Origin of the sequence: Kitasatospora sp. NBC_01250, from assembly GCF_036226465.1 — a bacterium.
Taxonomy (GTDB): Bacteria; Actinomycetota; Actinomycetes; order Streptomycetales; family Streptomycetaceae; genus Kitasatospora.
Map to the genome: position 1 here is coordinate 5,473,603 of NZ_CP108476.1, position 20,204 is coordinate 5,493,806.

Annotated in this window: 19 protein-coding genes; 11 read left to right on the plus strand and 8 right to left on the minus strand. The window is 72.2% G+C overall.

Annotated features, from left to right (window positions below; genetic code table 11):
• Nucleotides 1-26: 26 nt before the first annotated feature.
• From OG500_RS23110 to OG500_RS23120, 3 genes are all read left to right on the plus strand, one after another.
• On the plus strand, nt 27-1,013 hold the full coding sequence (locus OG500_RS23110; protein WP_329583081.1) for an ATP-binding cassette domain-containing protein: 987 nt from the start codon (nt 27-29) through the stop codon (nt 1,011-1,013).
• Nucleotides 1,010-1,873 (plus strand): ABC transporter permease, encoded by an 864-nt coding sequence (locus OG500_RS23115; protein WP_329583087.1) that lies wholly within the window; start codon nt 1,010-1,012, stop codon nt 1,871-1,873. Before OG500_RS23110 ends, OG500_RS23115 begins: the two co-directional genes overlap by 4 nt.
• 305 nt (nt 1,874-2,178) lie before the next feature.
• Nucleotides 2,179-3,096 carry a hypothetical protein gene (locus OG500_RS23120; protein ID WP_329583090.1) on the plus strand — a complete coding sequence of 306 codons (918 nt, stop codon included), beginning with the start codon at nt 2,179-2,181 and terminating at the stop codon, nt 3,094-3,096.
• 7 nt (nt 3,097-3,103) lie between these two features.
• Here OG500_RS23120 and OG500_RS23125 read toward each other — a convergent pair whose 3' ends face one another.
• Entirely contained in the window at nt 3,104-3,700 is a 597-nt protein-coding gene (locus OG500_RS23125) for a TetR/AcrR family transcriptional regulator (protein WP_327068655.1), read from the minus strand.
• Between the two features lie 70 nt (nt 3,701-3,770).
• On the opposite strand from OG500_RS23125, the gene OG500_RS23130 reads away from it, so the two are divergent.
• Nucleotides 3,771-4,361, plus strand: a complete 591-nt coding sequence (locus OG500_RS23130) for a dihydrofolate reductase family protein (protein WP_329583094.1) — start codon at nt 3,771-3,773, stop codon at nt 4,359-4,361.
• On the opposite strand, the gene pip is transcribed toward OG500_RS23130, so the two are convergent.
• Nucleotides 4,362-5,321: a prolyl aminopeptidase gene (gene pip, locus OG500_RS23135; RefSeq protein WP_329583097.1), complete on the minus strand. Its 960-nt coding sequence runs from the start codon at nt 5,319-5,321 to the stop codon at nt 4,362-4,364.
• A gap of 108 nt (nt 5,322-5,429) precedes the next feature.
• Nucleotides 5,430-6,842, minus strand: coding sequence for an MFS transporter (locus tag OG500_RS23140; RefSeq protein WP_329583099.1), 1,413 nt, complete (start codon nt 6,840-6,842; stop codon nt 5,430-5,432).
• Between the two features lie 119 nt (nt 6,843-6,961).
• Here OG500_RS23140 and OG500_RS23145 point away from each other — a divergent pair, with 119 nt between their 5' ends.
• Nucleotides 6,962-7,891 (plus strand): aminoglycoside phosphotransferase family protein, encoded by a 930-nt coding sequence (locus OG500_RS23145; protein WP_329583102.1) that lies wholly within the window; start codon nt 6,962-6,964, stop codon nt 7,889-7,891.
• Here OG500_RS23145 and OG500_RS23150 read toward each other — a convergent pair.
• From OG500_RS23150 to OG500_RS23160, 3 genes are all read right to left on the minus strand, one after another.
• On the minus strand, nt 7,851-8,993 hold the full coding sequence (locus tag OG500_RS23150) for a hypothetical protein (RefSeq protein ID WP_329583105.1): 1,143 nt from the start codon (nt 8,991-8,993) through the stop codon (nt 7,851-7,853). The two genes, OG500_RS23145 and OG500_RS23150, sit on opposite strands and share 41 nt — an antisense overlap.
• Before the next feature lie 102 nt (nt 8,994-9,095).
• The gene (locus OG500_RS23155) at nt 9,096-9,614 is read right to left on the minus strand and encodes a hypothetical protein (protein ID WP_329583108.1); all 519 of its coding nucleotides are present in this window, start codon (nt 9,612-9,614) and stop codon (nt 9,096-9,098) included.
• A 255-nt stretch (nt 9,615-9,869) separates the two neighbouring features.
• On the minus strand, nt 9,870-11,447 hold the full coding sequence (locus OG500_RS23160) for a chitinase (protein ID WP_329583111.1): 1,578 nt from the start codon (nt 11,445-11,447) through the stop codon (nt 9,870-9,872).
• A gap of 375 nt (nt 11,448-11,822) precedes the next feature.
• Between OG500_RS23160 and OG500_RS23165 the strand changes: the two genes are divergently transcribed.
• From OG500_RS23165 to OG500_RS23190, 6 genes are all read left to right on the plus strand, one after another.
• Nucleotides 11,823-12,617 (plus strand): isoprenyl transferase, encoded by a 795-nt coding sequence (locus OG500_RS23165; RefSeq protein ID WP_327068662.1) that lies wholly within the window; start codon nt 11,823-11,825, stop codon nt 12,615-12,617.
• Between the two features lie 234 nt (nt 12,618-12,851).
• On the plus strand, nt 12,852-14,186 hold the full coding sequence (locus OG500_RS23170) for a PhoH family protein (protein ID WP_327068663.1): 1,335 nt from the start codon (nt 12,852-12,854) through the stop codon (nt 14,184-14,186).
• 393 nt (nt 14,187-14,579) lie between these two features.
• Nucleotides 14,580-15,338, plus strand: coding sequence for a lytic transglycosylase domain-containing protein (locus tag OG500_RS23175; RefSeq protein WP_327068664.1), 759 nt, complete (start codon nt 14,580-14,582; stop codon nt 15,336-15,338).
• A 186-nt stretch (nt 15,339-15,524) separates the two neighbouring features.
• Nucleotides 15,525-17,027 (plus strand): AI-2E family transporter, encoded by a 1,503-nt coding sequence (locus tag OG500_RS23180; protein WP_327068665.1) that lies wholly within the window; start codon nt 15,525-15,527, stop codon nt 17,025-17,027.
• A gap of 9 nt (nt 17,028-17,036) precedes the next feature.
• The gene (locus tag OG500_RS23185; protein ID WP_327068666.1) at nt 17,037-18,353 is read left to right on the plus strand and encodes an AAA family ATPase; all 1,317 of its coding nucleotides are present in this window, start codon (nt 17,037-17,039) and stop codon (nt 18,351-18,353) included.
• A complete protein-coding gene (locus tag OG500_RS23190; protein ID WP_329583117.1) occupies nt 18,350-19,099 on the plus strand; it encodes a hypothetical protein in 750 nt (249 codons plus the stop codon). Before OG500_RS23185 ends, OG500_RS23190 begins: the two co-directional genes overlap by 4 nt.
• 1 nt (nt 19,100) lies before the next feature.
• Here OG500_RS23190 and OG500_RS23195 read toward each other — a convergent pair whose 3' ends face one another.
• Entirely contained in the window at nt 19,101-19,631 is a 531-nt protein-coding gene (locus tag OG500_RS23195) for a carboxymuconolactone decarboxylase family protein (protein WP_327068668.1), read from the minus strand.
• 3 nt (nt 19,632-19,634) lie between these two features.
• Nucleotides 19,635-20,192 carry a peroxiredoxin gene (locus OG500_RS23200; RefSeq protein ID WP_329583120.1) on the minus strand — a complete coding sequence of 186 codons (558 nt, stop codon included), beginning with the start codon at nt 20,190-20,192 and terminating at the stop codon, nt 19,635-19,637.
• Nucleotides 20,193-20,204 lie beyond the last annotated feature (12 nt).

The window sequence follows — 20,204 nt, forward strand, 5'->3', positions numbered from 1 at the left end:
GAACGACCACCGAACAGGCGGACACGATGACCCAGTCACACCACACGAACCGGCTCGCGATCGAGGCCACCGGCCTGCGCAAGGCGTACGGCGACAAGCACGTCCTCGACGGGATCGACCTGCGCGTCCCGGCCGGAACGATCTTCTCCCTGCTCGGGCCGAACGGCGCCGGCAAGACGACCACCGTGCAGATCCTGACCTCGCTGATCGCGGCGGACGCCGGGCAGGTGCGGATCGCGGGGTACGACCTGGCTCAGCAGCCCGACGCGGTGCGGGCGGCGATCGGGGTCACCGGGCAGTTCTCGGCGGTGGACAAGCTCCTCACCGCGGAGGAGAACCTGCTGCTGATGGCGGACCTGCGGCACCTGGGCAAGCGGGAGGGCCGGCGCCGGGCGGCCGAACTCCTCGAGGGCTTCGACCTGGTGGACGTGGCCAGGAAGCCGGCGGCGACCTTCTCGGGCGGGATGCTGCGGCGGGTGGACCTGGCGATGACGCTGGTGGGCAACCCGCAGGTGATCTTCCTGGACGAGCCGACCACCGGGCTGGACCCGCGCAGCCGCCGCTCGATGTGGCAGATCATCCGCGACCTCGTGGCGGGCGGCACCACGATCTTCCTGACCACGCAGTACCTGGAGGAGGCCGACCAACTCGCCGACCGCATCGCGGTGCTGGACGGCGGGCGGCTGGTGGCGGAGGGCACCGCGCACGAGCTCAAGCGGCTGGTCCCGGGCGGCCACATCAGCCTGGCCTTCACCGACCCCGCCGCCTACCAGCGGGCCGCCCGCTCCCTCGGCGAGGTGACCGCCGACCAGGACGCGCTCACCCTGCAGGTCCCCAGCGACGGCGGCGTGCGCTCCCTGCGCTCGCTGATGGACCGGCTGGACGCCGAGGCGATCGAGGTCGGCGGGCTGACCGTGCACACCCCGGACCTGGACGACGTCTTCCTCGCCCTCACCGGCCGCCCGGCCGCCTCCGCCGACCGGCCCGCCCCGGCGCTGGAGAGCGCCCGATGAGCGCCACCACCGCCGCCGCGACCACCACCACGACCGATCCGATGGGCAGGAACACCATGAGCACCAGTGTCAGCACCCCCATGTCCCCCACCGCGCGCCCGCAGGCCCTGCGCGACTCCTCCACCATGCTGCGGCGCAAGCTGAAGCACGCGCTGCGCTACCCGGGACTGACGCTCGGCTCGCTGATGGTGCCGGTCATCTTCCTGCTGCTCTTCGTCTACGTGCTGGGCGGCACGCTCGCCGACGGGATCGGGCACGGCAGCGACTACATCGACTACCTGGCCCCCGGCATCATCCTGATGACGGTGACCTCCGCCTCGATGAGCACGGCGGTGGCGGTCTGCACCGACCTGACCGAGGGCATCGTGGCCCGCTTCCGGACGATGGCGATCTCCAGGGCCTCGATCCTGGTCGGCCACGTGGTGGGCAGCGTGATCCAGACGATGGTCACGGTCGCGATCGTCATCGGGCTCGCGGTGGCGATGGGCTTCCGGCCCACCGCGGACGTCGCCCACTGGCTGGCGGCGATCGGGCTGATCGGCCTGCTGACGGTGGCGGTGACCTGGCTGGCGGTGGCGCTGGGCACGCTGAGCAAGAGCCCCGAGGGCGCCAGCAACATCGTGATGCCGCTCGCGCTGCTGCCCTTCCTCGGCAGCGCGTTCGTGCCCACCGGTTCGATGACGCCGTGGCTGCGCTGGTTCGCCCAGAACCAGCCCTTCACCCCGATCATCGAGACCATCCGCGGCCTGCTGCTCGGCACCCCGATCGGCCACGACGGGTTCACCGCCATCGCCTGGTGCGTCGGGATCAGCGTGGCGGCCTACGTCTGGGCCGTGAAGCTCTTCAACCGCCGGGCCTGATCCGCACGAAGCACAGCACAGCACCGCACAGCACCACACAGCACCGCAACGCGCCGCCTCGGTGAGAACCCACCGAGCGCGGCGCGCGCTGCTGTCTGTCGTCGTCGGAAGAGGCACGGGCAAAGTCGAAGCGCCACGATCAAATTGACGAACTATCAGTCACTTTGATTCAAACGCTTGATTCGGTGATCACACCGATTTTCACCGTGCTACGTTTCCGGAAAACCCACAACTTCATCAAGAACAGGAACGACCCCGGCGGTGCAGGAACACCCCGGGGTCCGACACCAGGAGTTAGCCCTCCGATGCACATCCATCGTAGCGCGCAGGCGCGCTCTTTCACCGTGCTTTCCAACAGAGTCCTCCAGGATCGCCAACTCAGCTTCACGGCCCGGGGTCTCCTCGCGGACCTCCTCTCCCGCCCGGACGGCTGGCGCGAGGACGGGCGGCAGATGGCCGACTCCAGCCCGCAGGGGCGCGGTGCGATCCGCCGGGCCCTGGGCGAGTTGACCAGGGCCGGGTACTACCGCGTCGACCTGGTCCGGATGCCCGACGGCACGCTCCGCTCCGAGGTGCACGTCTTCGACACCCCGCAGCTCCCGCAGCAGCAGTGGACGCCACCGAGTGCCGCCCCTCCGGGATCCGGTGAGGTGAAGGCCGGTCCCCCTGACGGCCATAAGACAAAGTACCCAGAGAAAGAACCCACCCTCCCGAGCCCCGGGTCTGCCGGGCCTGCCGGGCCTGCCGGGCCTGCCGGGCCGGCCGAGCCCGACGAGCAGACCCGAGCCGCCGTCGACGCGCTCTACCGGGCGATCCGCCCGGAGCCGCAGCTGCGCATCGGCGAGGCCGAAGCCCGCGTGCTCGCTCCACTGGTGATCCCGTGGCTGGAGCGCGGCAGCACCGTCACCGACCTGGCGCGCGCCCTGTGCTGCAAGCTGCCCGCGCCCGTCCACTCCCCGGTGGCCTTCCTCCGCAGCCGCCTCGAACGCAAGCTGCCCCCGGCCGCCCCGCCCCCCGAACCGCCGCCAGCGCCGCGCTACGCCGAGTGCGCCAGGTGCCACGACCCCGTCCCACGCCCGGGCATCTGCCGCTCCTGCGCGGGCCTGGGCGCCCGCCCGGTCGCGGTCGGCGGCGGTGCGGCGGCCACCGCCCGGTGCGCCGGTCTGGCCCGCCGGGCCCTGCGCGACGCCCGGGAGCAGGCCCTCGCCGGGCAGTCGGGTTAGGCCTGGGTCAGGACCTGTCCTCGCGCCCGTCCGCCGTCACGATGCGCTCGACCGCCGCTGTCACCAGCTGCTCCCGCTCGGCCTCGGTGAACACGTCCGGCAGCGTGAGCTGTTCGACGATCAGCCAGTTCAGCGCCAGGTGCAGCAGCTTGACGGCCATGGCGTCGCCCGGCAGGCCGGAGGCCCGGTGGTAGGCGAGGTTGGCGTCGAGGTCGGCGCGGACCCGCTCGGTGAGCACCTCGCGCAGCTCGGGCCGTCGGGTGGCCTCCAGGCGGAGTTCGAGGAGCGCCAGGTAGCCGGTGCGGAATCCGGCGACGCGGCCGACGAGTTCGCGCATCAGCACCGCGTAGGTCTCCCGGTCGCGGCCGGCCGACTGCTGGCGGGTGAGGGTGGCGTCGTCCGGCTGGAGGCGCTCGTAGACGCGGGCGCCGGCCTGGGTGAGCAGGTCGTCGCGGTTGGCGAAGTAGTTGGAGGCGGTCCCGGCGGGTACGGCGGCCTCGGCGTCCACCGCCCGGAAGGTCAGACCGCGGGCGCCCTCCCGGGCCAGCACCTCGATCGCGGCGTCGACGAGTGCGGTGCGCCGTTGGTCGTTTCGTCTCACCATTGAAACCACTCCAGGCGTAGTACTATGTATGTAGTCACTTCAGGCAGAGTACTGCGGATGGAGTTGTTCATTGCGCAAGCTCGCGTACTACGTCGCCGTCACGCTCGACGGCCGCATCGCCGGCCCCGGCGGTGAGTACGACTTCTTCCCGGCCGGCGACGAGCAGCAGACCGCCGCCTACCAGTCCTGGACCACCTCGCTCTACCCCGAGACCGTGCCGACCGCCGTGCGCCCCGCGCTCGGGCTCGACCGCGCGCCCAACCGCCGCTTCGACACCGTCCTCATGGGCCTGGGCAGTTACCGCCCCGCGCTGGACGCCGGGATCACCAGCCCGTACGCGCACCTGCGCCAGTACGTGGTCTCCAGCACCCTCGCCCCGGACACCGACCCGGCCGTCACCGTCGTTCCGAGCGACCCGCTGGCCCTGGTCCGCGCGCTCAAGCGGGAGGCCTCCGAGCTGGACATCTGGCTCTGCGGTGGCGGCAAGCTCGCCGGCGCCCTGCAGCCCGAGATCGACGAGCTGCTGCTCAAGAGCTACCCGGTGGTGGCCGGCGCCGGCGTCCCGCTCTTCGACGGCGCGTTCGACCCCACCGCCTTCACGGTCGCCGAACGCACCGCCTTCCCCAACGGGGTCACCCTCACCCGCTTGATCCGCCGCTAGCTACCGCTTGGCGAACCGGGCGACGGCAGCCATGACCACCTCGGTCATGGTGTCGCTGCCCGTGTGGCCCGAGTCGTCGATCACCGTCAACTCCGCGCCGGGCCAGGCCTTGGCCAGCTCCCAGGGGGCCTTGAGCGGGCAGCCCAGGTCGAGCCGGCCCTGCACCAGCACCCCCGGGATACCGGCCAGCCGGTGGGCGTCGCGCACCAGTTGGCCCTCCTCCAGCCAGGCGCCGTGGGACCAGTAGTGGGCGCAGAGCCGGGCCAGGGCCACCAGCGCCTCGTCGGACCGGTTGCTGTAGGCGCCCGGGTGGCCCTGCGACTCGTGGGCGATCACCGCGTCCTCCCAGGTGCACCAGTCGTGTGCCGCCTTCAGACGGACGGCCTCGTCCGGGCTGTTCAGCAGTCGGCTGTAGGCCGCCAGCAGGTCGCCGTCCCGCTCCGCGGCGGGCAGGGCGTCGCGGAACGCCTCCCAGGGGCCGGGGAGCAGCCGGCTCAGGCCGTTGTAGAGCCAGTCGATCTCGTCCCGGCTGGCCAGCGAGGCGCTGATGAGGATGATCTCGGTCACCCGCTCGGGGTACTTCTCGGCGTAGGCCACGATCAGCGTCGGGCCCCAGGAGCCGCCGAACAGCATCCAGCGCTCGATGCCCAGGTGCTCGCGCAGGCGCTCCATGTCGGCGACGAGGTGGTGGGTGGTGTTGTGTTCCAGGCTGGTGGCCGGGTCGGCGGCGTGCGGCAGGCTGTCGCCGCAGCCGCGCTGGTCGTACCGGATGATCCGGAAGACCTCGGGATCGAAGCTCGACCGGCGGCCCTTGCCCCGGCCGCCGCCAGGGCCGCCGTGCACGATCAGCACGGGCTTCCCCTCGGGGTTGCCGAAGGCCTCCCAGTAGATCTGGTTGTCGTCGCCGACATCGAGCAGGCCGTGATCGTACGGTTCGGACACGGTGAACAGTTCCGTCATGGCGATTCCTTCGGGAAGGCACGAAGAGCGAACGCGCCAGAATAGTCGGCGTGTTGAGGCCGCGCACCTGATTTCCGCCCGGCCGGTCCGGTCCCTGCCGCGGACCCCTCAGGCGGTCCGGGTCCGCCCCGCCAGCAGCGCGGCCAGCAGGCTCGGCACCAGCAGCAGCGCGAACACCGTGCCGTAGCCGGCCAGTCCGGCCCCGTGCGAGCCCGAGCAGGCGTTGAACACGGCCGAGGCGATCCCCAACACCCCGACCTGGCCCAGGTTCTGGGCGGTCTGCATGGCGCTGCTCGCATAGCCCTGCCGGTCCGGCGGGCTGTGCGAGAGCGAGAGCAGCGTGACGGACGGCGCGAGCAGTCCCATCCCCAGGGCCGCCACGACGATCGCCGCCGCCGCGGTGAGCGCGGGCAGCGCGGGCAGCGTCCCGGCGATCCCGAGCCCGGCGGCCAGCGCCAGCACCAGGGCGCCGACGGCCACGAGTTGCTGGCGCGGGCGGTCGGCCAGCAGGTGGCTCTGCACCCAGGAGGAGGCCGCCCAGGCCACGGCGGCACCGGTGAACGCCAGGCCGGTCACCGCGGTCGGCACCCGCCGGGCGGTGTCCAGCAGCAGCGGCACGAAGGCCTCCAGCGTGAAGTAGGACCCCGAACCCAGGCCGCGCAGCAGCACTGTGACGGGCAGACCGCGCGCCGCCCGCCAGGTGCCCGGCGGCAGCAGCCGCGGCGTGAACGCCACCAGCAGGCCGAGCGCGAGGAGCAGGCAGAGCAGGTGCGCCGCGTCCCACCCGGCCACCGCCCACTGCCCGAGCGCCGCGCCCACGCTCACCGCCAGTGCCACCAACAGCCCCGGGCGCGGCGGGCGTTCGCCCGCGGACGTGCGCACCGGCGCGGGTGCCGGGGTGGCGGTGCGCCGCAGCAGCACGATCACCGCCAGCGCCGGGAGCGCGGTCAGCGCGGCCAGCCCGAAGAAGACCACCCGCCAGGACCACCAGGCGGCCACCAGCCCGGCCACCGGCGGACCGGCCAGCGACGGGATGATCCAGCTGGTGCTCATCAGCGACAGCACCCGCGGGCGCAGGCGGTCGGGGTAGGCCTGGCCGATCGCGGTGTTGACGGACACCGCCACCATCCCGGCCGCCAGCCCGTCCAGGAACCGCCCGGCGGCCAGCTGCCAGATCGTGGTGCTGGTGGCCGAGACCAGCAGGGTGACCACCGCCAGCGCGGTGCCCGCCGCCAGCGGACGGCGCGCCCCGGCCCGGTCCGCCCAACTGCCGCCCAGCACCCCGCCCAGCAGGCTCGCGGCCACGAAGCAGCCCGCCACCAGCGGGTAGCGGCCCACGCCGTGCAGGTCGCGGGCGGCCACCGGCAGGGTGGGCAGCACGGCGAGCGCGGCGAAACCGGTCAGGAACATCACCGCGGTGAAGCTCACGGTCACGGCGGCGTAGGTCCGGGAGAACAGGCCCTCCGGGGTGACCGCTGTCCGCGCCGGCGGGGGATCGGCGACCGGGAGAGGCCCGGTCATCATGGGATCATCAGTCACGAACGCACAAGCTAGGCACCGCCACTGACCGCCGGCCACCCATTTTCAGCAGGTGGGAACCCGGTTGACGACCGCCGCCCGCCCCGGTTGCATCGACACCCATGACCGCGCCCAAGCTGCACCCCGCCGAGCCGGACACCGGCGCGCCCCTGGTACGCGCCCTGCTCGCCGCCCAGTTCCCGCAGTGGGCGGGCCTGCCCGTGACGCCGCTCGACTCCGCGGGCACCTCCAACGCCGTCTTCCGGCTCGGCGCGGACAGGGTGGTGCGCCTGCCCCGGACCGCCGGTTCGGCCGCCGACGTGGCGAAGGAGCAGCGCTGGCTGCCGTACCTCGCACCCCGGCTGCCGGTCGCCGTCCCCCTCCCGCTGGGCCAGGGCGTGCCGGGGGAGGGCTACCCGTGGCCCTGGTCGGTCCACACCTGGCTCGACGGCGAGGCCGCGACCGTCGTGGAGCCCGAAGCCCTTGCCGAACCCGAAGCCCTCGCCGTGGAGTTGGCGCGGTTCATCGGCGCGCTGCACCTGATCGACCCGGCCGACGGCCCGCCGTCCTACCGCAGCGAGCCGCTGGCGGCGCGCGACGCCCCGGTCCGCGCCGCGATCGCCGGACTCGCCGTCACCGAGCCCGGCACCGTCGACGCCGAGGTCGCCGAAGCGGTCTGGGCGGCGGGCCTGCATGCCGCCGCCCACCCCGGTCCGGCCGTCTGGATCCACGCCGACCTGCAGCCGGGCAACGTGCTGACCAGCGGCGGCCGGCTCAGCGCCGTGATCGACTTCGGCTGCCTGGGCCTGGGCGACCCCGCCGTCGACCACCTCGCGGCCTGGTACCTGCTGCCCGCCGCCGCCCACCCCGCCTTCCGCGCCGCACTGCCCCCGGACCACACCGACGACGCCTGCTGGGCCCGCGGTCGTGCCTGGGCCCTGTCCACCGCCCTCGGCGAGCTCCACTACTACCGCGACACCCGCCCGGCGATGGCCGACACCGCCCGCCAGGTCATCCGCCGGGTGCTCGGGTCGTTCCAGACCCGCCGCTGAGCGACCTCCGGCCGAGATCGCGCAGCGGCAGGTCCAGGCCGATGCGCCCGCAGTACCAGCGCCAGAGCTCCTCGACCTCGGGCACGGAGAGCTGCACCTCGCCCGACAGCAGCAGCCCCTGGCGGCCCGCGCAGCTCGCGACCTGCTGATGGAGCAGCCGTGCGCTGCGCCGGTCGGTGATCTCGACGGGCTCGCGCCGTCCGCCGGGACCGGGGAGAAGGACCGCCGCCGCCATGCGGCCCCCGCCGGAGGCGCCGCCGCTCAGCCGCACGTCAGCCGGTCGGAGGGCGACCACCTCGCGCACCGGCCGCCCGGTGTCGTGGATCAGCCGGAAGAGCAGCTGGTCCCGGATCGCGCGGCGCGGGATGGCCGCCAACACGCGGTCGGCGTCCGAGCGCTGCCGCAGGTGCAGCCACCGTCGCAGACCTCCGGCCGCCGTGGCGAGGGCGCCCCCGGAGAAGAGGCCAAGGCCGGGCAGGGTGCTGAACAGCCAGTGCAGGCCCTGCGAAAGGGTGTACGGCAAAGTGCGCCGGACCGTGACATCGAGGTCGACCGGCACCGTCGACAGGACGGTGTCCGAGTCGCCCAGATAGGTCTCCACGGCGAGGTGCAGGTGCGCGTCGCCGACCTGGTCCGCGTGGACGGAGAAGCTCCAGACTCCCGCGTTGCCCTGGCCGACGATGGTCTTGCGGCTGCTGTCCTGCGGCTTGCAGGTCAGGGGTTGCGAGCAGTCCAGCGTCACCGTGAGGTCGCTCCCGGTCGGCACGTTGCCGGGCGCGCCGACGGTGCCGCCGGGCGGCGTGGTCGGACGGGTGGACCTCTTCCCCATGTCGGTGACGGCCACCTCGAACTCGACCTCGGCGTTCGGGCTCAGCGTCTTCATGGCGGTGTACGACAGGGCTCCCAGATCAAGTTCCTGCTGGGCCTGCTGAACACCCTGCGCATACTGCGCCAGGTTCACCGTTGGCCCCGGCGTCGTGCCGTTGCCGTTGCCGCGGTCGTCCTCGCCGCAACCCGCCGTCATCGTGGCGATCGTCAGTCCGATGAGGGCCGCGGCTAATCGCCTGACGAGTCGCAGCCGCACCTGCTGTGTCCGATCCACCGTCGGCCCCCTCATCGCCGTCCGTCCCCGCCCTGCGAACCTTAGTTACTGTTGGCACGTCAGTTCGCCTTGTTCCAAGGCACGGTCGGCAGCGGGTGCCGGTCAGCCCCGCTTCGTCAGGCTGACCGCGCCGGTGGCCGCCTGCCAGCGTCCGATGATCGCGTCCGCGGCCCGCATGAACTCCTCGCCGCCCGTATCGGAGAGCGGAGCGGGCAGGGTGAGCGCCTTCCCGTTCGTCAGCCGCACCCTGACCCGGTACGACTTGCTGCCGAAGTAGGTGCTGGTCGGCTTCGCCACCTGGATGTCCTCGATCCGCTCCCAGGGCACTGAGCGCCACCGCAGCGGCATCCAGGTGCGCAGGCCGGCGGCGGTGCTGATGGTGCGCGCCAGCACGAAGTTGACGCCGAGGGGCACGATCAGCAGCAGGGACATCCCCGTCGAGAGCACCTTGGCACTGCGCGCGTGCGGCCCGTGCCGCCCCTCGCGCCAGTGCTCCAGGAAGACGGCCCAGCCGTCGAGGAAGCTCACCAGGCAGAGCGAGGTGACGCCCCAGCCCGCGCAGACGCCCACGGCGAGCCAGCCCAGCAGTCGGCCCTCGGGCCGGTATTCGATCTTCTCCACCAATTCATCATATTTTGTCCACGGGACTGGTCGGTGTCCGGCCGAGGTCCGGCCCCTTGACCCTCGTACCACCCGGGACGGCAGGCTGGGGGCCCACCGCCACTCCCGCCGCCGACCGGTGAGCCGGGCGGGCAGCCGGGCGCGAACGAAGCGGGGCCCGCCACACCTGCTCGGTGTGACGGGCCCCGCCCCGCGCTGTGGCCCCTCCCCCGAGGAGGCCTCAGCGCCGGAGAGTTGGCCGGTGGTCGTCGGGCGTCACGCCATGCCGTGCACGTGGTTGCCGACGTTGGTGGAGAAGTCGTTGCCGTTCTTGGCGTCCCAGTTGGTCGACCAGGCCATCGCGCCGCGGATGGTGGGCCACTTGGCCGGCGGGACGAAGCTGCCGCAGTTGGTGCCGGTGGCCAGGCAGTCCAGCGCGTTGTTCACCACGGTCGAGTTGACGTAGCCGCCGCCCGCCGCCTGGCTGGAGGCCGGGACGCCCACGCCGACCTGCGCCGGGCTCAGGCCGCCCTGGATGTAGCTGCAGACCTGGCTGGTGATGAAGTCCTCGGTGCCCTGGTTGTAGACGCTGCCGTTGCAGCCGGGCATGCCGCCGGAGTTGTAGAACTGGGTGTTGACGACGGTCAGGATGTCCTTGACGTTCAGCGCCAGCTGGAAGTAGCCGCTGGTGGTGGTGTACATGTCCATCGTCTGCGGGGCCATGGTCAGGATGAAGCCGCTGCCGACCTTGCTCGCCAGGCTGTGCAGGCCCTGCGCCATGTAGGTCGGGTTGATCCCGTTCTCCAGGTCGATGTCGATCCCGTCGAACCCGTACTGCTGGATCAGCGCGTAGGCGCTGTTGGCGAAGTTGGTCGCGGAGGCCGCGTCGCCGACGGTGATCGCGCCGTTCTGACCGCCGACCGAGAGGACGACCTTCTTGCCGGCCGCGTGCTTGGCGGCGATGTCGGCCTTGAACTGGGCCGCGGTGTAGCCGCCGAGATTGGTGGCGAGGGTCGGGTCGATCGCGAAGGTGATCCCGCCGGGGGTGGTCGGGTCGGCGTTGGCGAACGAGACCGCGGTGATGTCGTAGTTGCTCTGGACGTCGGCGAGCTTCTGGTCGGTCGCGCCGTTGTCGAAGTCCTGCCAGTAGCCGGTGATGACGTGCTTGGGCAGGCTGCCACCCGGCGGGGGAGTCGGGGTGGGAGTGGGCGTCGGCGTGGGAGTCGGGGTCGGGGTCGGCGTGGGGGTGGGCGTGGGGGTCGGCGTCGGCGTCGGCGTGGGAGTGGGAGTCGGCGTGGGCGTGGGCGTCGGCGTCCCCGACCCGCCCGGCCCCGTCAGCGTGATGTCGTCCGCGCCGTACGCCGGCTGCCCGTACCACCCGTGCACGTACACCGTCAGGCTCGTGGTGTTCGCCCCGGTCGTGAAGGTGCTGCTGAGCTGGTTCCAGCCGCTCTGGCTCGACCAGCTGCTCGGGTCGCCGGCGGCACCCGTGCCGCTCGCGCCCAGGTACACGTACGACCCCTGCACCCACCCGGCCAGCGTGTAGCTGGAGTTCGGCTGCACCGAGACGGTCTGGCTGCACTGCGCGGTGTCCGAGCCGCTGGGCGTCGCCTGCAGCGCGCCGGTGCCGCTGTGGACGGGGGAGGAGACGACGCTCGCCCCGCTGGTGCAGGTCCAGCCGGCCAGGCCGGACTCGAAGCCGCCGTTGACGACCAGGTTGCCCACCGCCGCGCTGGCGCCACCGGCGAAGACCGCCAGGCCGGTGCCGGCCAGGGCGAGCGCGGTGGTGCCGGCGGCGAGCGCGGGCAGCGCCCGGCGGCGTCGGCGGTGGGTGGGGAGGACCGTACGGGCCATGACGAACTCTCCTGTGGGGCGGAGAGGGACCGCCGCGGTGGGGGTCGCGGCGGCCCCGCGTGGGGGAGGGAGGGAACCGCTCGAAGAGGGGGGAGACCAGGCAGTTGAACCCGCAACCGCTTGTCGAACAAGCTGGACTAGACCAATGGCACGCGTCAAGGAGTCGACCCCCTGCTTACGCATTCTTTAAGGAATCGGAGACCTCGCCGTGTCCGCCTCGGAACGTGACCGTCACCACAGTGTCCGCATACCTCCATGTCCCAGCCGACCTGCGGCTTTCCTCCTCCTCATCGAGCGGGAGTACGCTGCTCCAGGACCCGTGGCAGCCAGGGCCGGTCGGGGACAAAAGGGGTCAAGCTCGGAGGGGCTGAACGTATGGGTCTGCGCGATCTCGTCGACCGCACACCAGGTCTGCGTACCGTCCTCGGCGGCATGTACCGCCTCTACGGCCAGCGGGTGGAGGCCCACCTCGGCCGCACCCCGCACCACGTCGGCGTGATCATGGACGGCAACCGCCGCTGGGCCAAGGCCGCCGGCGGCACCACGGTCTTCGGCCACCAGCGCGGCGCCGACAAGATCGCCGAGTTCCTCGGCTGGTGCGACGAGACCAACATCGAGGTCGTCACCCTCTGGATGCTCTCCACCGACAACCTCAACCGCCCGCCCGAGGAGCTGGTGCCGCTGCTGGGCATCATCGAGGACGCGGTGACCGGGCTGGCCGAGGCCAAGCGGTACAAGGTCAACCCGATCGGCACCCTGGACCTGCTGCCCGGCAGGACGGCCGAGATCCTGAAGAACGCGGCCGCCGCCACCGAGCACCTCGAAGGCATCACGGTCAACGTCGCGGTCGGCTACGGCGGCCGGCACGAGATCGCCGACGCGGTCCGCTCGCTGCTCCAGGAGCACGCCGACCGGGGCACCACGATCGAGGAACTGGTCGAGATCCTGGACGTCGAGCACATCGCCGAGCGCCTCTACACCAAGGGCCAGCCGGACCCGGACCTGGTGATCAGGACCTCCGGCGAGCAGCGGCTGTCCGGCTTCCTGCTCTGGCAGAGCGCGCACAGCGAGTTCTACTTCTGCGAGGCGTACTGGCCGGCCTTCCGCAAAGTCGACTTCCTGCGCGCCCTGCGCGCGTACGAACAGCGCCACCGCCGCTACGGCGGCTGACCCGCGCGCCAGGGCGGTCCGGAACCCCACCCGTCCCTCCAGCCACGCCCAACAGCTCGTCAATAGCGCGTGACCACTGTCTGACGTTCATGAGAAGTGATCCAGCACTTCGTCTGTTCGGGCATGCCGGACGCTTCGTCAGGGAATAGACATGGCAGACCGGCACCCTGCCCATCGGGGTCGCGGGGGCCGGTGAGCCGCGGGTGACGCAGGGTCGCCCGCCCTGGAGGCCTAGTGGTCAGTACCAAGAGCCGCCGGACACCAGACCGGCGCACGTACGTCCTTGACACCAGCGTGCTTTTGGCCGACCCGCTCGCCATGACGCGCTTCGAGGAGCACGAGGTGGTGCTCCCGGTGGTCGTGGTCACCGAACTGGAGGCCAAGCGGCACCACCCCGAACTGGGCTACTTCGCCCGCCAGGCCCTGCGCCTGCTGGACGACTACCGGGTCCGCTACGGCCGACTCGACGAGCCCATCCCGGTGGGGGAGATCGGCGGTTCGATCCGGGTCGAGCTGAACCACTCCGACCCCTCCCTGCTGCCGGCCGGCTACCGGCTCGGCGGCGGCGAGGCGGACACCCGGATCCTCGCGGTCGCCCGCAACCTCCAGGCCGAGGGGTACGACGTCACCGTCGTCTCCAAGGACCTGCCGATGCGGATCAAGGCAAGTGCGGTCGGCCTGCTCGCCGAGGAGTACCGCGCGGAGCTGGCGATCACGTCCGGTTGGACCGGTATGTCCGAACTGCCGGTCTCCGGCGGCCAGGTGGACGAGCTCTTCGGCGCCCCGCACGACACCGCCGTGGACATCGACGGCGCCGAGGAGCTGCCGGTGCACACCGGCCTGGTGCTCAGCTCGGAGCGCGGCCGGGCGCTGGGTCGGGTCACCCACGACGGCCGCGTCAAGCTGGTGCGCGGCGACCGGGAGGCGTTCGGCCTGCGCGGGCGCAGCGCCGAGCAGCGGGTGGCGCTGGACGTGCTGCTCGACCCCGAGGTCGGCATCGTCTCGCTCGGCGGCCGGGCCGGCACCGGCAAGTCCGCGCTCGCGCTCTGCGCGGGCCTGGAGGCCGTGCTGGAGCGCCGGCAGCACCGCAAGGTGATGGTCTTCCGGCCGCTGTACGCGGTCGGCGGCCAGGAGTTGGGCTACCTGCCCGGCAGTGAGTCGGAGAAGATGAGCCCCTGGGCGCAGGCGGTCTTCGACACCCTGGGCGCGGTCACCACGCCCGCGGTGATCGAGGAGGTGATCTCCCGCGGGATGCTGGAGGTGCTGCCGCTGACCCACATCCGGGGCCGCTCGCTGCACGACGCCTTCGTGATCGTGGACGAGGCCCAGTCGCTGGAGCGCAACGTGCTGCTCACGGTGCTCTCCCGGATCGGCCAGGGCTCGCGGGTGGTGCTCACCCACGACGTGGCGCAGCGGGACAACCTCCGGGTGGGGCGCTACGACGGCGTGGTGGCGGTGGTGGAGAAGCTGAAGGGGCATCCGCTCTTCGCGCACATCACCCTTACGCGCTCCGAGCGCTCCCCGATCGCCGCCCTGGTGACCGAGATGCTGGAGGACATCCAGCCGTAGGCCCGCCGCGGCGCGCATGCGAACGATCCGTCCGGTTCCTGGCCTATGTCCGGAACTGGGCGGATCGTCAGCACATCGGACCGGGTGCTGTCCGACGAACGGCCAATTCCCGCTCCAGGGGTGGATGTGAGCTTCGCCACGCAACCGGGAATTGCGCGCCGGCGTCCGGTTGCGGCATGGTGAGGTTTCTGTCAGGCCCCGCGTGCGGCCCGTTTGTTGGGCGTCAACTGAATATCGATGGTCCGTACGCCGCCCGAACTCCTTGCCCGCACCGGCTCGTCCGGCACCCGGGCACCGGGCCAGTGCCTCCCGTGACCAGCACAGGTGGAGGCCAGTGACCAGGGCATGTTGCGTCCTCACGGTCACGCGGGGGCGACGCTGGAAGGAAACCATGTGACTCGGATCTCGGTCCGGGGAGTTGCTGTGGCCTCCGCCACCGCCGTCACCGCTGTCGGTGCCGTCGTGGGTGTGGCCTCGGGCAGCGAGGGCGCGACCCCCCAGTCGGTCGACGTCGCGGGAGCCACGCTCCTGGCCGACGTCCCGTCATCTGCCCAGGCGCAGGTCATCAGCGACAACTTCGCCGTCCAGTCCACGGCTCAGCAGCAGTCGGCCGACCTCGCGGCGCAGAAGGCCGCCCAGGAGGCCGCCCGCCTGAAGGCCGCTGCCGACGCGCAGGCCAAGGCCGACGCCGACAAGGCGGCCGCCGACGCCGCGGCCAAGGCGGCTGCCGACGCACAGGCCAAGGCCGCTGCCGATGCGCAGGCCAAGGCCGCCGCCCAGCAGGCGGCGCAGCAGGCCGCTGCCCGGGCGGCAGCCAAGTCGCAGCTCGCGGTCACCAACGACACCGCGACGGCGCCGGTCAGCGGCGGGTCGGCGCAGTCGATCGCGGCCAGCATGATGGACGCGTCGAGCTTCCAGTGCTTCAGCAACATCGTTTCGCGCGAGAGCGGCTGGGACTACACCGCGACCAACGCCGGCTCCGGCGCCTACGGCCTGGTGCAGGCGCTGCCCGGCTCCAAGATGGCCTCGGCCGGCTCGGACTGGCGCACCAACCCCGCGACCCAGATCAAGTGGGGCCTCGGCTACATGAACGACCGCTACGGCAGCCCGTGCGGCGCCTGGTCGTTCTGGCAGGCCCACAGCTGGTACTAGACCGCCGGCTCTTCCCGGACGCCCCTGGCCCCTCGGCCGGGGGCATCGGGCTTTCGGGGGCCTCCCGTTTGCCGCGCCGTCCGGCGATTCTCGAGCCCGGTGCGCCGAACGGGTGATCCAGGCGGGTAGCGTCATACCGCAGACCCGTGGCACGCGGCCACGGCGCAAGCGGGAGGACGGACCTCGATGGCAAGGGGTGAGAAGCGCGAGGGCAAGGCTGCCAAAGCCGTGGCCTGGGGCGCCGCGGTGGCGGCCAAGCTGGCGGAGCGCCGTCGCGCCGCCCTGGAGGAGCACCGCCGGGCGTCGGCCGCCGGGCCCGAGCCGGTTCCGGTCCCCGTGCCGCAGCCCGTCCGGGCGGCCGACCCGGCCCCGGCGCCGCGCCGTGCCGCGCGCGCCGAGGCCCCGGACCACGACGCCGCGCCCCGCGAGACCCCCGAGCTGCGCGAGGCCCCCTACCGCGAGCAGTACCGCCGCGACCCGCACCCGGGCCGCCCGGCCACCCCCGCCGACGCCGTGCCGTGGAGCCTGCGGGTGGCGGCGGAGTCGACCTGGCGGCTGCTGCTGCTCGGCGCCGCGCTCTACGTGGTCTTCCAGGTGGTCGACATGCTGCGCCTGGTCGCCTTCGCGATCCTGGCCGGCCTGCTCATCTCGGCGCTGCTGGAGCCCACCGTCTCCTGGCTCAAGCGGCACGGCGTGCCGCGGGTGGTGGCCGCGGCCGGCACCTTCCTGATGGGGCTGGCCGGCATCGGTCTGGTCGGCTGGTTCGTCTTCTGGCAGGTCAGCACCAATCTCGGCGAGGTCTCCAAGCAGGCCACCGCCGGTATCAACCAGCTGCACAACTGGCTCCTCAAGGGGCCGATGCACCTGACCGACACCCAGCTGACCGACTTCACCAACCAGGTCAAGATCGCGATCACCAGCAACACCAACCAGATCACCTCGCTCGGCTTCACCACCGTGAGCATCGTCATCGAGGTGATCACCGGGGTGCTGCTGGCCGCCTTCACCACCTACTTCCTGCTCTACGACGGCGCCCGGATCTGGAGCTGGCTGCTGCGCGGCCTGCCCCGCCAGTCCCGGCACGCGATGGCCGGCGCCGGCCCCAAGGCCTGGGCCACGCTGACCGCCTACGTCCGCGGCACCGTCGCGGTGGCCTTCATCGACGCGCTCTGCATCGGCATCGGCATCCAGCTGCTCGGCGTGCCGCTGGCGATGCCGCTGGCCGTGATCATCTTCCTGGGCGCCTTCGTGCCGCTGATCGGCGCGCTGGTCACCGGCACCCTCGCGGTGCTGGTCGCGCTGGTCACCAAGGACGTCTACACCGCCGGCATGGTGCTGGTGGTGCTGGTCGCCGTGCAGAACCTCGAAGGCCACCTGTTGCAGCCGCTGATCCTGGGGCGCGCGGTGCGGGTGCACCCGCTGGGCGTGGTGCTCGGCGTGGCCTCCGGCTCGATCATCGGCGGGATCGCCGGCGCGATCGTCGCGGTGCCGCTGATCGCCGTCACCAACACGGTGATCGGCCACCAGCGGCGGCGCAATGCCGCGGCCGACGAGGTCTTCGTGGCGCTGGGAGCGGCGCAGGACGCCGCCGAGGAGGCCGCCCAAGCCGCCCAGGAGGCCGCCGAAGAGGCGGCCGTCGCCGCGCGGGTCCTGTCCGACCCCTCCCCGGAGCAGCCCGCCACGACCTAAAGTTGCGTCATGTATGTGACCAGGCTGGGCATCTCGGGCATCCGGGGCTTCACGCCGGCCCGCGAGGTGCGGCAGCTGGAACTCCCGCAGGCGGGCTGGACGGTGCTGGCAGGCCGCAACGGCTCCGGCAAGACCACCCTGCTGCGCGCCCTCGCGCTGGCGCTCGGCGGGCCCTCGGTGGCACGCAGCCTGGTCAGCGACTTCTCCGGCTGGATCACGGCCGGCGAGCGCACCGGCTGGGTCCAGGCCTTCGTGCGTCCCGACTGGTCGGTGGACCGGCTCGCGGGCAGCGGCAAGGCGCCCAAGTACGACCTCAAGCTCGGCCTGCGCTGGACCAGGCCGGCCGGCGGCCCGCGCCCCGAGCTGGAGGTGTTCGGCTCGCCCAGCCCCGAGCGCGGTCCGTGGGCGGAGAACCCGCGCGGCTGGTTCTTCGCCGGGTACGGCCCGTTCCGCCGGCTGCTCGGCGGTGCGGGGGAGAGCCAGCGGCTGATGCTCTCGGCCGGTCCGGTCGGCCGGCTGGCCACCCTCTTCCACGAGGAGGCCTCGCTCGCCGAGGGGGTCTCCTGGCTGATCGACCAGCACGTCCGCCGGCTGGAGGGCCGCCCGGGCGCGCAGCAGGCACTGGACGTGGTCAGCGGCCTGCTCTCGGACGGCCTGCTGCCGGACGGCTTCGCGGTCTCCCGGGTCGACTCGGACGGTCTCTGGGTGCGCCGCACCACCGATCCCGAGGCCCCCGGGCCCGACTTCCCGCTGCGCGAACTCAGCGACGGCTACCGCACGGTGGCCGCTCTGGTGCTCGACCTGGTCCGCCAGTTCCAGAACTGCTACGGCGGCCTGCCGCAGGACGAGAGCGGCGCGATCACCCTGCCCGGTGTGGTGCTGATCGACGAGATCGACGCCCACCTGCACGTGAGCTGGCAGCAGCGGATCGGCCCCTGGCTCAAGGCGCACTTCCCCCGCGTGCAGTTCATCGTCTCCACCCACAGCCCGTACATCTGCCAGGCCGCCGACCCCGGCGGGCTGATCCGGATCGCGGGGCTGGACGAGCAGGCCCCGCCGCAGCCGGTCAGTGAGGAGCTGTACCGCCGGATCGTCTACGGCAGCGGCGACGACGCGGTGCTCTCCGAGCTGTTCGGCCTGGAGTCGCCGTACTCCGCCCGGGCCGAGGACGCCCGGCGCCGGATCGGCGACCTGGAGGGCAGGGTGCTGGCCGGCGACTCCACGGACGAGGAGCTGGCCGAGTACCAGGAGTTGACGGATCGTCTGATGAGTTCGCTCTCGGCCCGGGTGGACGAGGTGGCGGCCCGGCTGGGACGCCCGCGGTGATCCCGCTGCGGCGCGAGCCGTTACCCGAGGACCTGTCCGCCCGGTTGACCGCCCGAGCCGAACGGCTCTCGGATCGCGGCGGCGCCGCACGGGAGTTGTGGCGCGACAGCCGCACGATCCGCCGCGACCTGAGCGTCCACCTGGTCGCGATGGCCGCGGGCCTGTCCCGCTGCATGTACTGCGGGGACAGCGAGGGCACCAGCATCGACCACTTCCAGCCGATCGCCCTGGCCCCGCAACGCGCCTTCGACTGGCTCAACCACCTGTGGGCCTGCGCCTTCTGCAACAGCAACCAGAAGCGCGACCTCTACCCGATGGACCGTCAGGGCCGCGCGCTGCTGATCGACCCCACCGCCGAGGAGCCCGCCGACCACCTCGACCTGGTGCTCGCCACCGGCGCCTACCGTCCGCGCAGCGCCAAGGGCCGCGAGACGATCCGGATCTTCGGCCTGGACCGCCCGGTGCTGGAGCGCGGCCGGGCCCAGGCCTATGTGCGCTGCCGCTCGATGCTGCGCGACCTGGCCCACCTGGCCGCGGCGGGCGAGCGGGCCGAGGCGGCGGCGGTGGGTCACGCGCTCGCCGTGCAGCCCTTCGCGGACGTGCTCTACGAGATGCTGCGGCTGCGCGCCGCGCCGCGCGCCGCGCTGGTCTTCGGCCCGGAGGCGGTGGCGGGCCTGACCGTGCTGACCGCGAACGTGCTGATGGGGCCCGGCTCGAACGAGCGGGGCCCCATCAACGGGAGGTAGATCAGGCGAGCGCGGCTTCGGCGTCCAGCACCGAGGCGACGGCCTGGACCACGGCGGCGATCTTGGCCGCGGCCTGGATCACCTCGCGCTCCACACCGGCCTTGCGCAGCACCTGCTCGTGCGAGTCCAGGCACTGGCCGCAGCCGTTGATCGCGGAGACCGCGAAGCTCCAGAGCTCGAAGTCGACCTTCTCCACGCCCGGGTTGCCGATGATGTTCATCCGCAGCCCGGTGCGCAGGGTGCCGTACTCCTTGTCGGAGAGCAGGTGCAGCGTCCGGTAGTAGACGTTGTTCATCGCCATGATCGCGGCAGCGGCCTTGGCGGCGGTGTACGCCTGCTCGGACAGGATCTCCTTGGCCTGCGGCTCCAGCTCGGCCAGCACCGACTTGCTGCCGGTGGCCATCGCGCAGGAGAGCACCGTGCCCCAGAGCTGCTGGGCCGGCAGCTCGGAGTTGGCGATCACCGCGCTCAGGTTGAGCTTGAGGTCCTTGGCGTAGTCGGGCAGAGCCGCCTTGAGCTCGTCGAGCGCCATGGGTCAGCCGGCCAGCAGGGCGGCGGCGTCCAGGGTGTCCTCGCCCTTGTTCCAGTTGCACGGGCACAGCTCGTCGGTCTGCAGGGCGTCCAGCACCCGCAGGACCTCCTTGGGGTTACGGCCGACGGAGCCGGCGGTCACCATGACGAACTGGATCTCGTTGTTCGGGTCCACGATGAAGACGGCGCGCTGGGCGGTGCCGTCCGCGTCCTGCACGCCACAGGCCTGCATCAGCTCGTGCTTGATGTCGGCCAGCATCGGGAAGGGCAGGTCGGCCAGGTCGGCGTGGTCCTTGCGCCAGGCGTGGTGCACGAACTCCGAGTCGCCGGAGACGCCCAGGATCTGCGCGTCACGGTCGGCGAACTCCTCGTTCAGCTTGCCGAACGCGGCGATCTCGGTCGGGCAGACGAAGGTGAAGTCCTTCGGCCAGAAGAAGACCACGCGCCAGCCGTTCGGCTCCACGTCCTTGCTGCTGAAGGGCTTGAACTCCAGCTTGTCAGCGGACGGGCCGACCACGCCGGTCAGGTCGTAGGCGGGGAACTGGTCACCGATCGTGAGCACGTTCGCTTCTCC

What these genes read in the sequence shown, in the direction of transcription:
- pip (WP_329583097.1), bottom strand. Translation starts at nt 5,321, where the DNA reads ATGACGGAACTGTTCACCGTGTCCGAACCGTACGATCACGGCCTGCTC.
- OG500_RS23185 (WP_327068666.1), top strand. Translation starts at nt 17,037, where the DNA reads ATGTATGTGACCAGGCTGGGCATCTCGGGCATCCGGGGCTTCACGCCG.
- OG500_RS23165 (WP_327068662.1), top strand. Translation starts at nt 11,823, where the DNA reads ATGGGTCTGCGCGATCTCGTCGACCGCACACCAGGTCTGCGTACCGTC.
- OG500_RS23115 (WP_329583087.1), top strand. Translation starts at nt 1,010, where the DNA reads ATGAGCGCCACCACCGCCGCCGCGACCACCACCACGACCGATCCGATG.
- OG500_RS23195 (WP_327068668.1), bottom strand. Translation starts at nt 19,631, where the DNA reads ATGGCGCTCGACGAGCTCAAGGCGGCTCTGCCCGACTACGCCAAGGAC.
- OG500_RS23180 (WP_327068665.1), top strand. Translation starts at nt 15,525, where the DNA reads ATGGCAAGGGGTGAGAAGCGCGAGGGCAAGGCTGCCAAAGCCGTGGCC.
- OG500_RS23140 (WP_329583099.1), bottom strand. Translation starts at nt 6,842, where the DNA reads ATGACCGGGCCTCTCCCGGTCGCCGATCCCCCGCCGGCGCGGACAGCG.
- OG500_RS23110 (WP_329583081.1), top strand. Translation starts at nt 27, where the DNA reads ATGACCCAGTCACACCACACGAACCGGCTCGCGATCGAGGCCACCGGC.
- OG500_RS23125 (WP_327068655.1), bottom strand. Translation starts at nt 3,700, where the DNA reads ATGGTGAGACGAAACGACCAACGGCGCACCGCACTCGTCGACGCCGCG.
- OG500_RS23120 (WP_329583090.1), top strand. Translation starts at nt 2,179, where the DNA reads ATGCACATCCATCGTAGCGCGCAGGCGCGCTCTTTCACCGTGCTTTCC.
- OG500_RS23160 (WP_329583111.1), bottom strand. Translation starts at nt 11,447, where the DNA reads ATGGCCCGTACGGTCCTCCCCACCCACCGCCGACGCCGCCGGGCGCTG.
- OG500_RS23145 (WP_329583102.1), top strand. Translation starts at nt 6,962, where the DNA reads ATGACCGCGCCCAAGCTGCACCCCGCCGAGCCGGACACCGGCGCGCCC.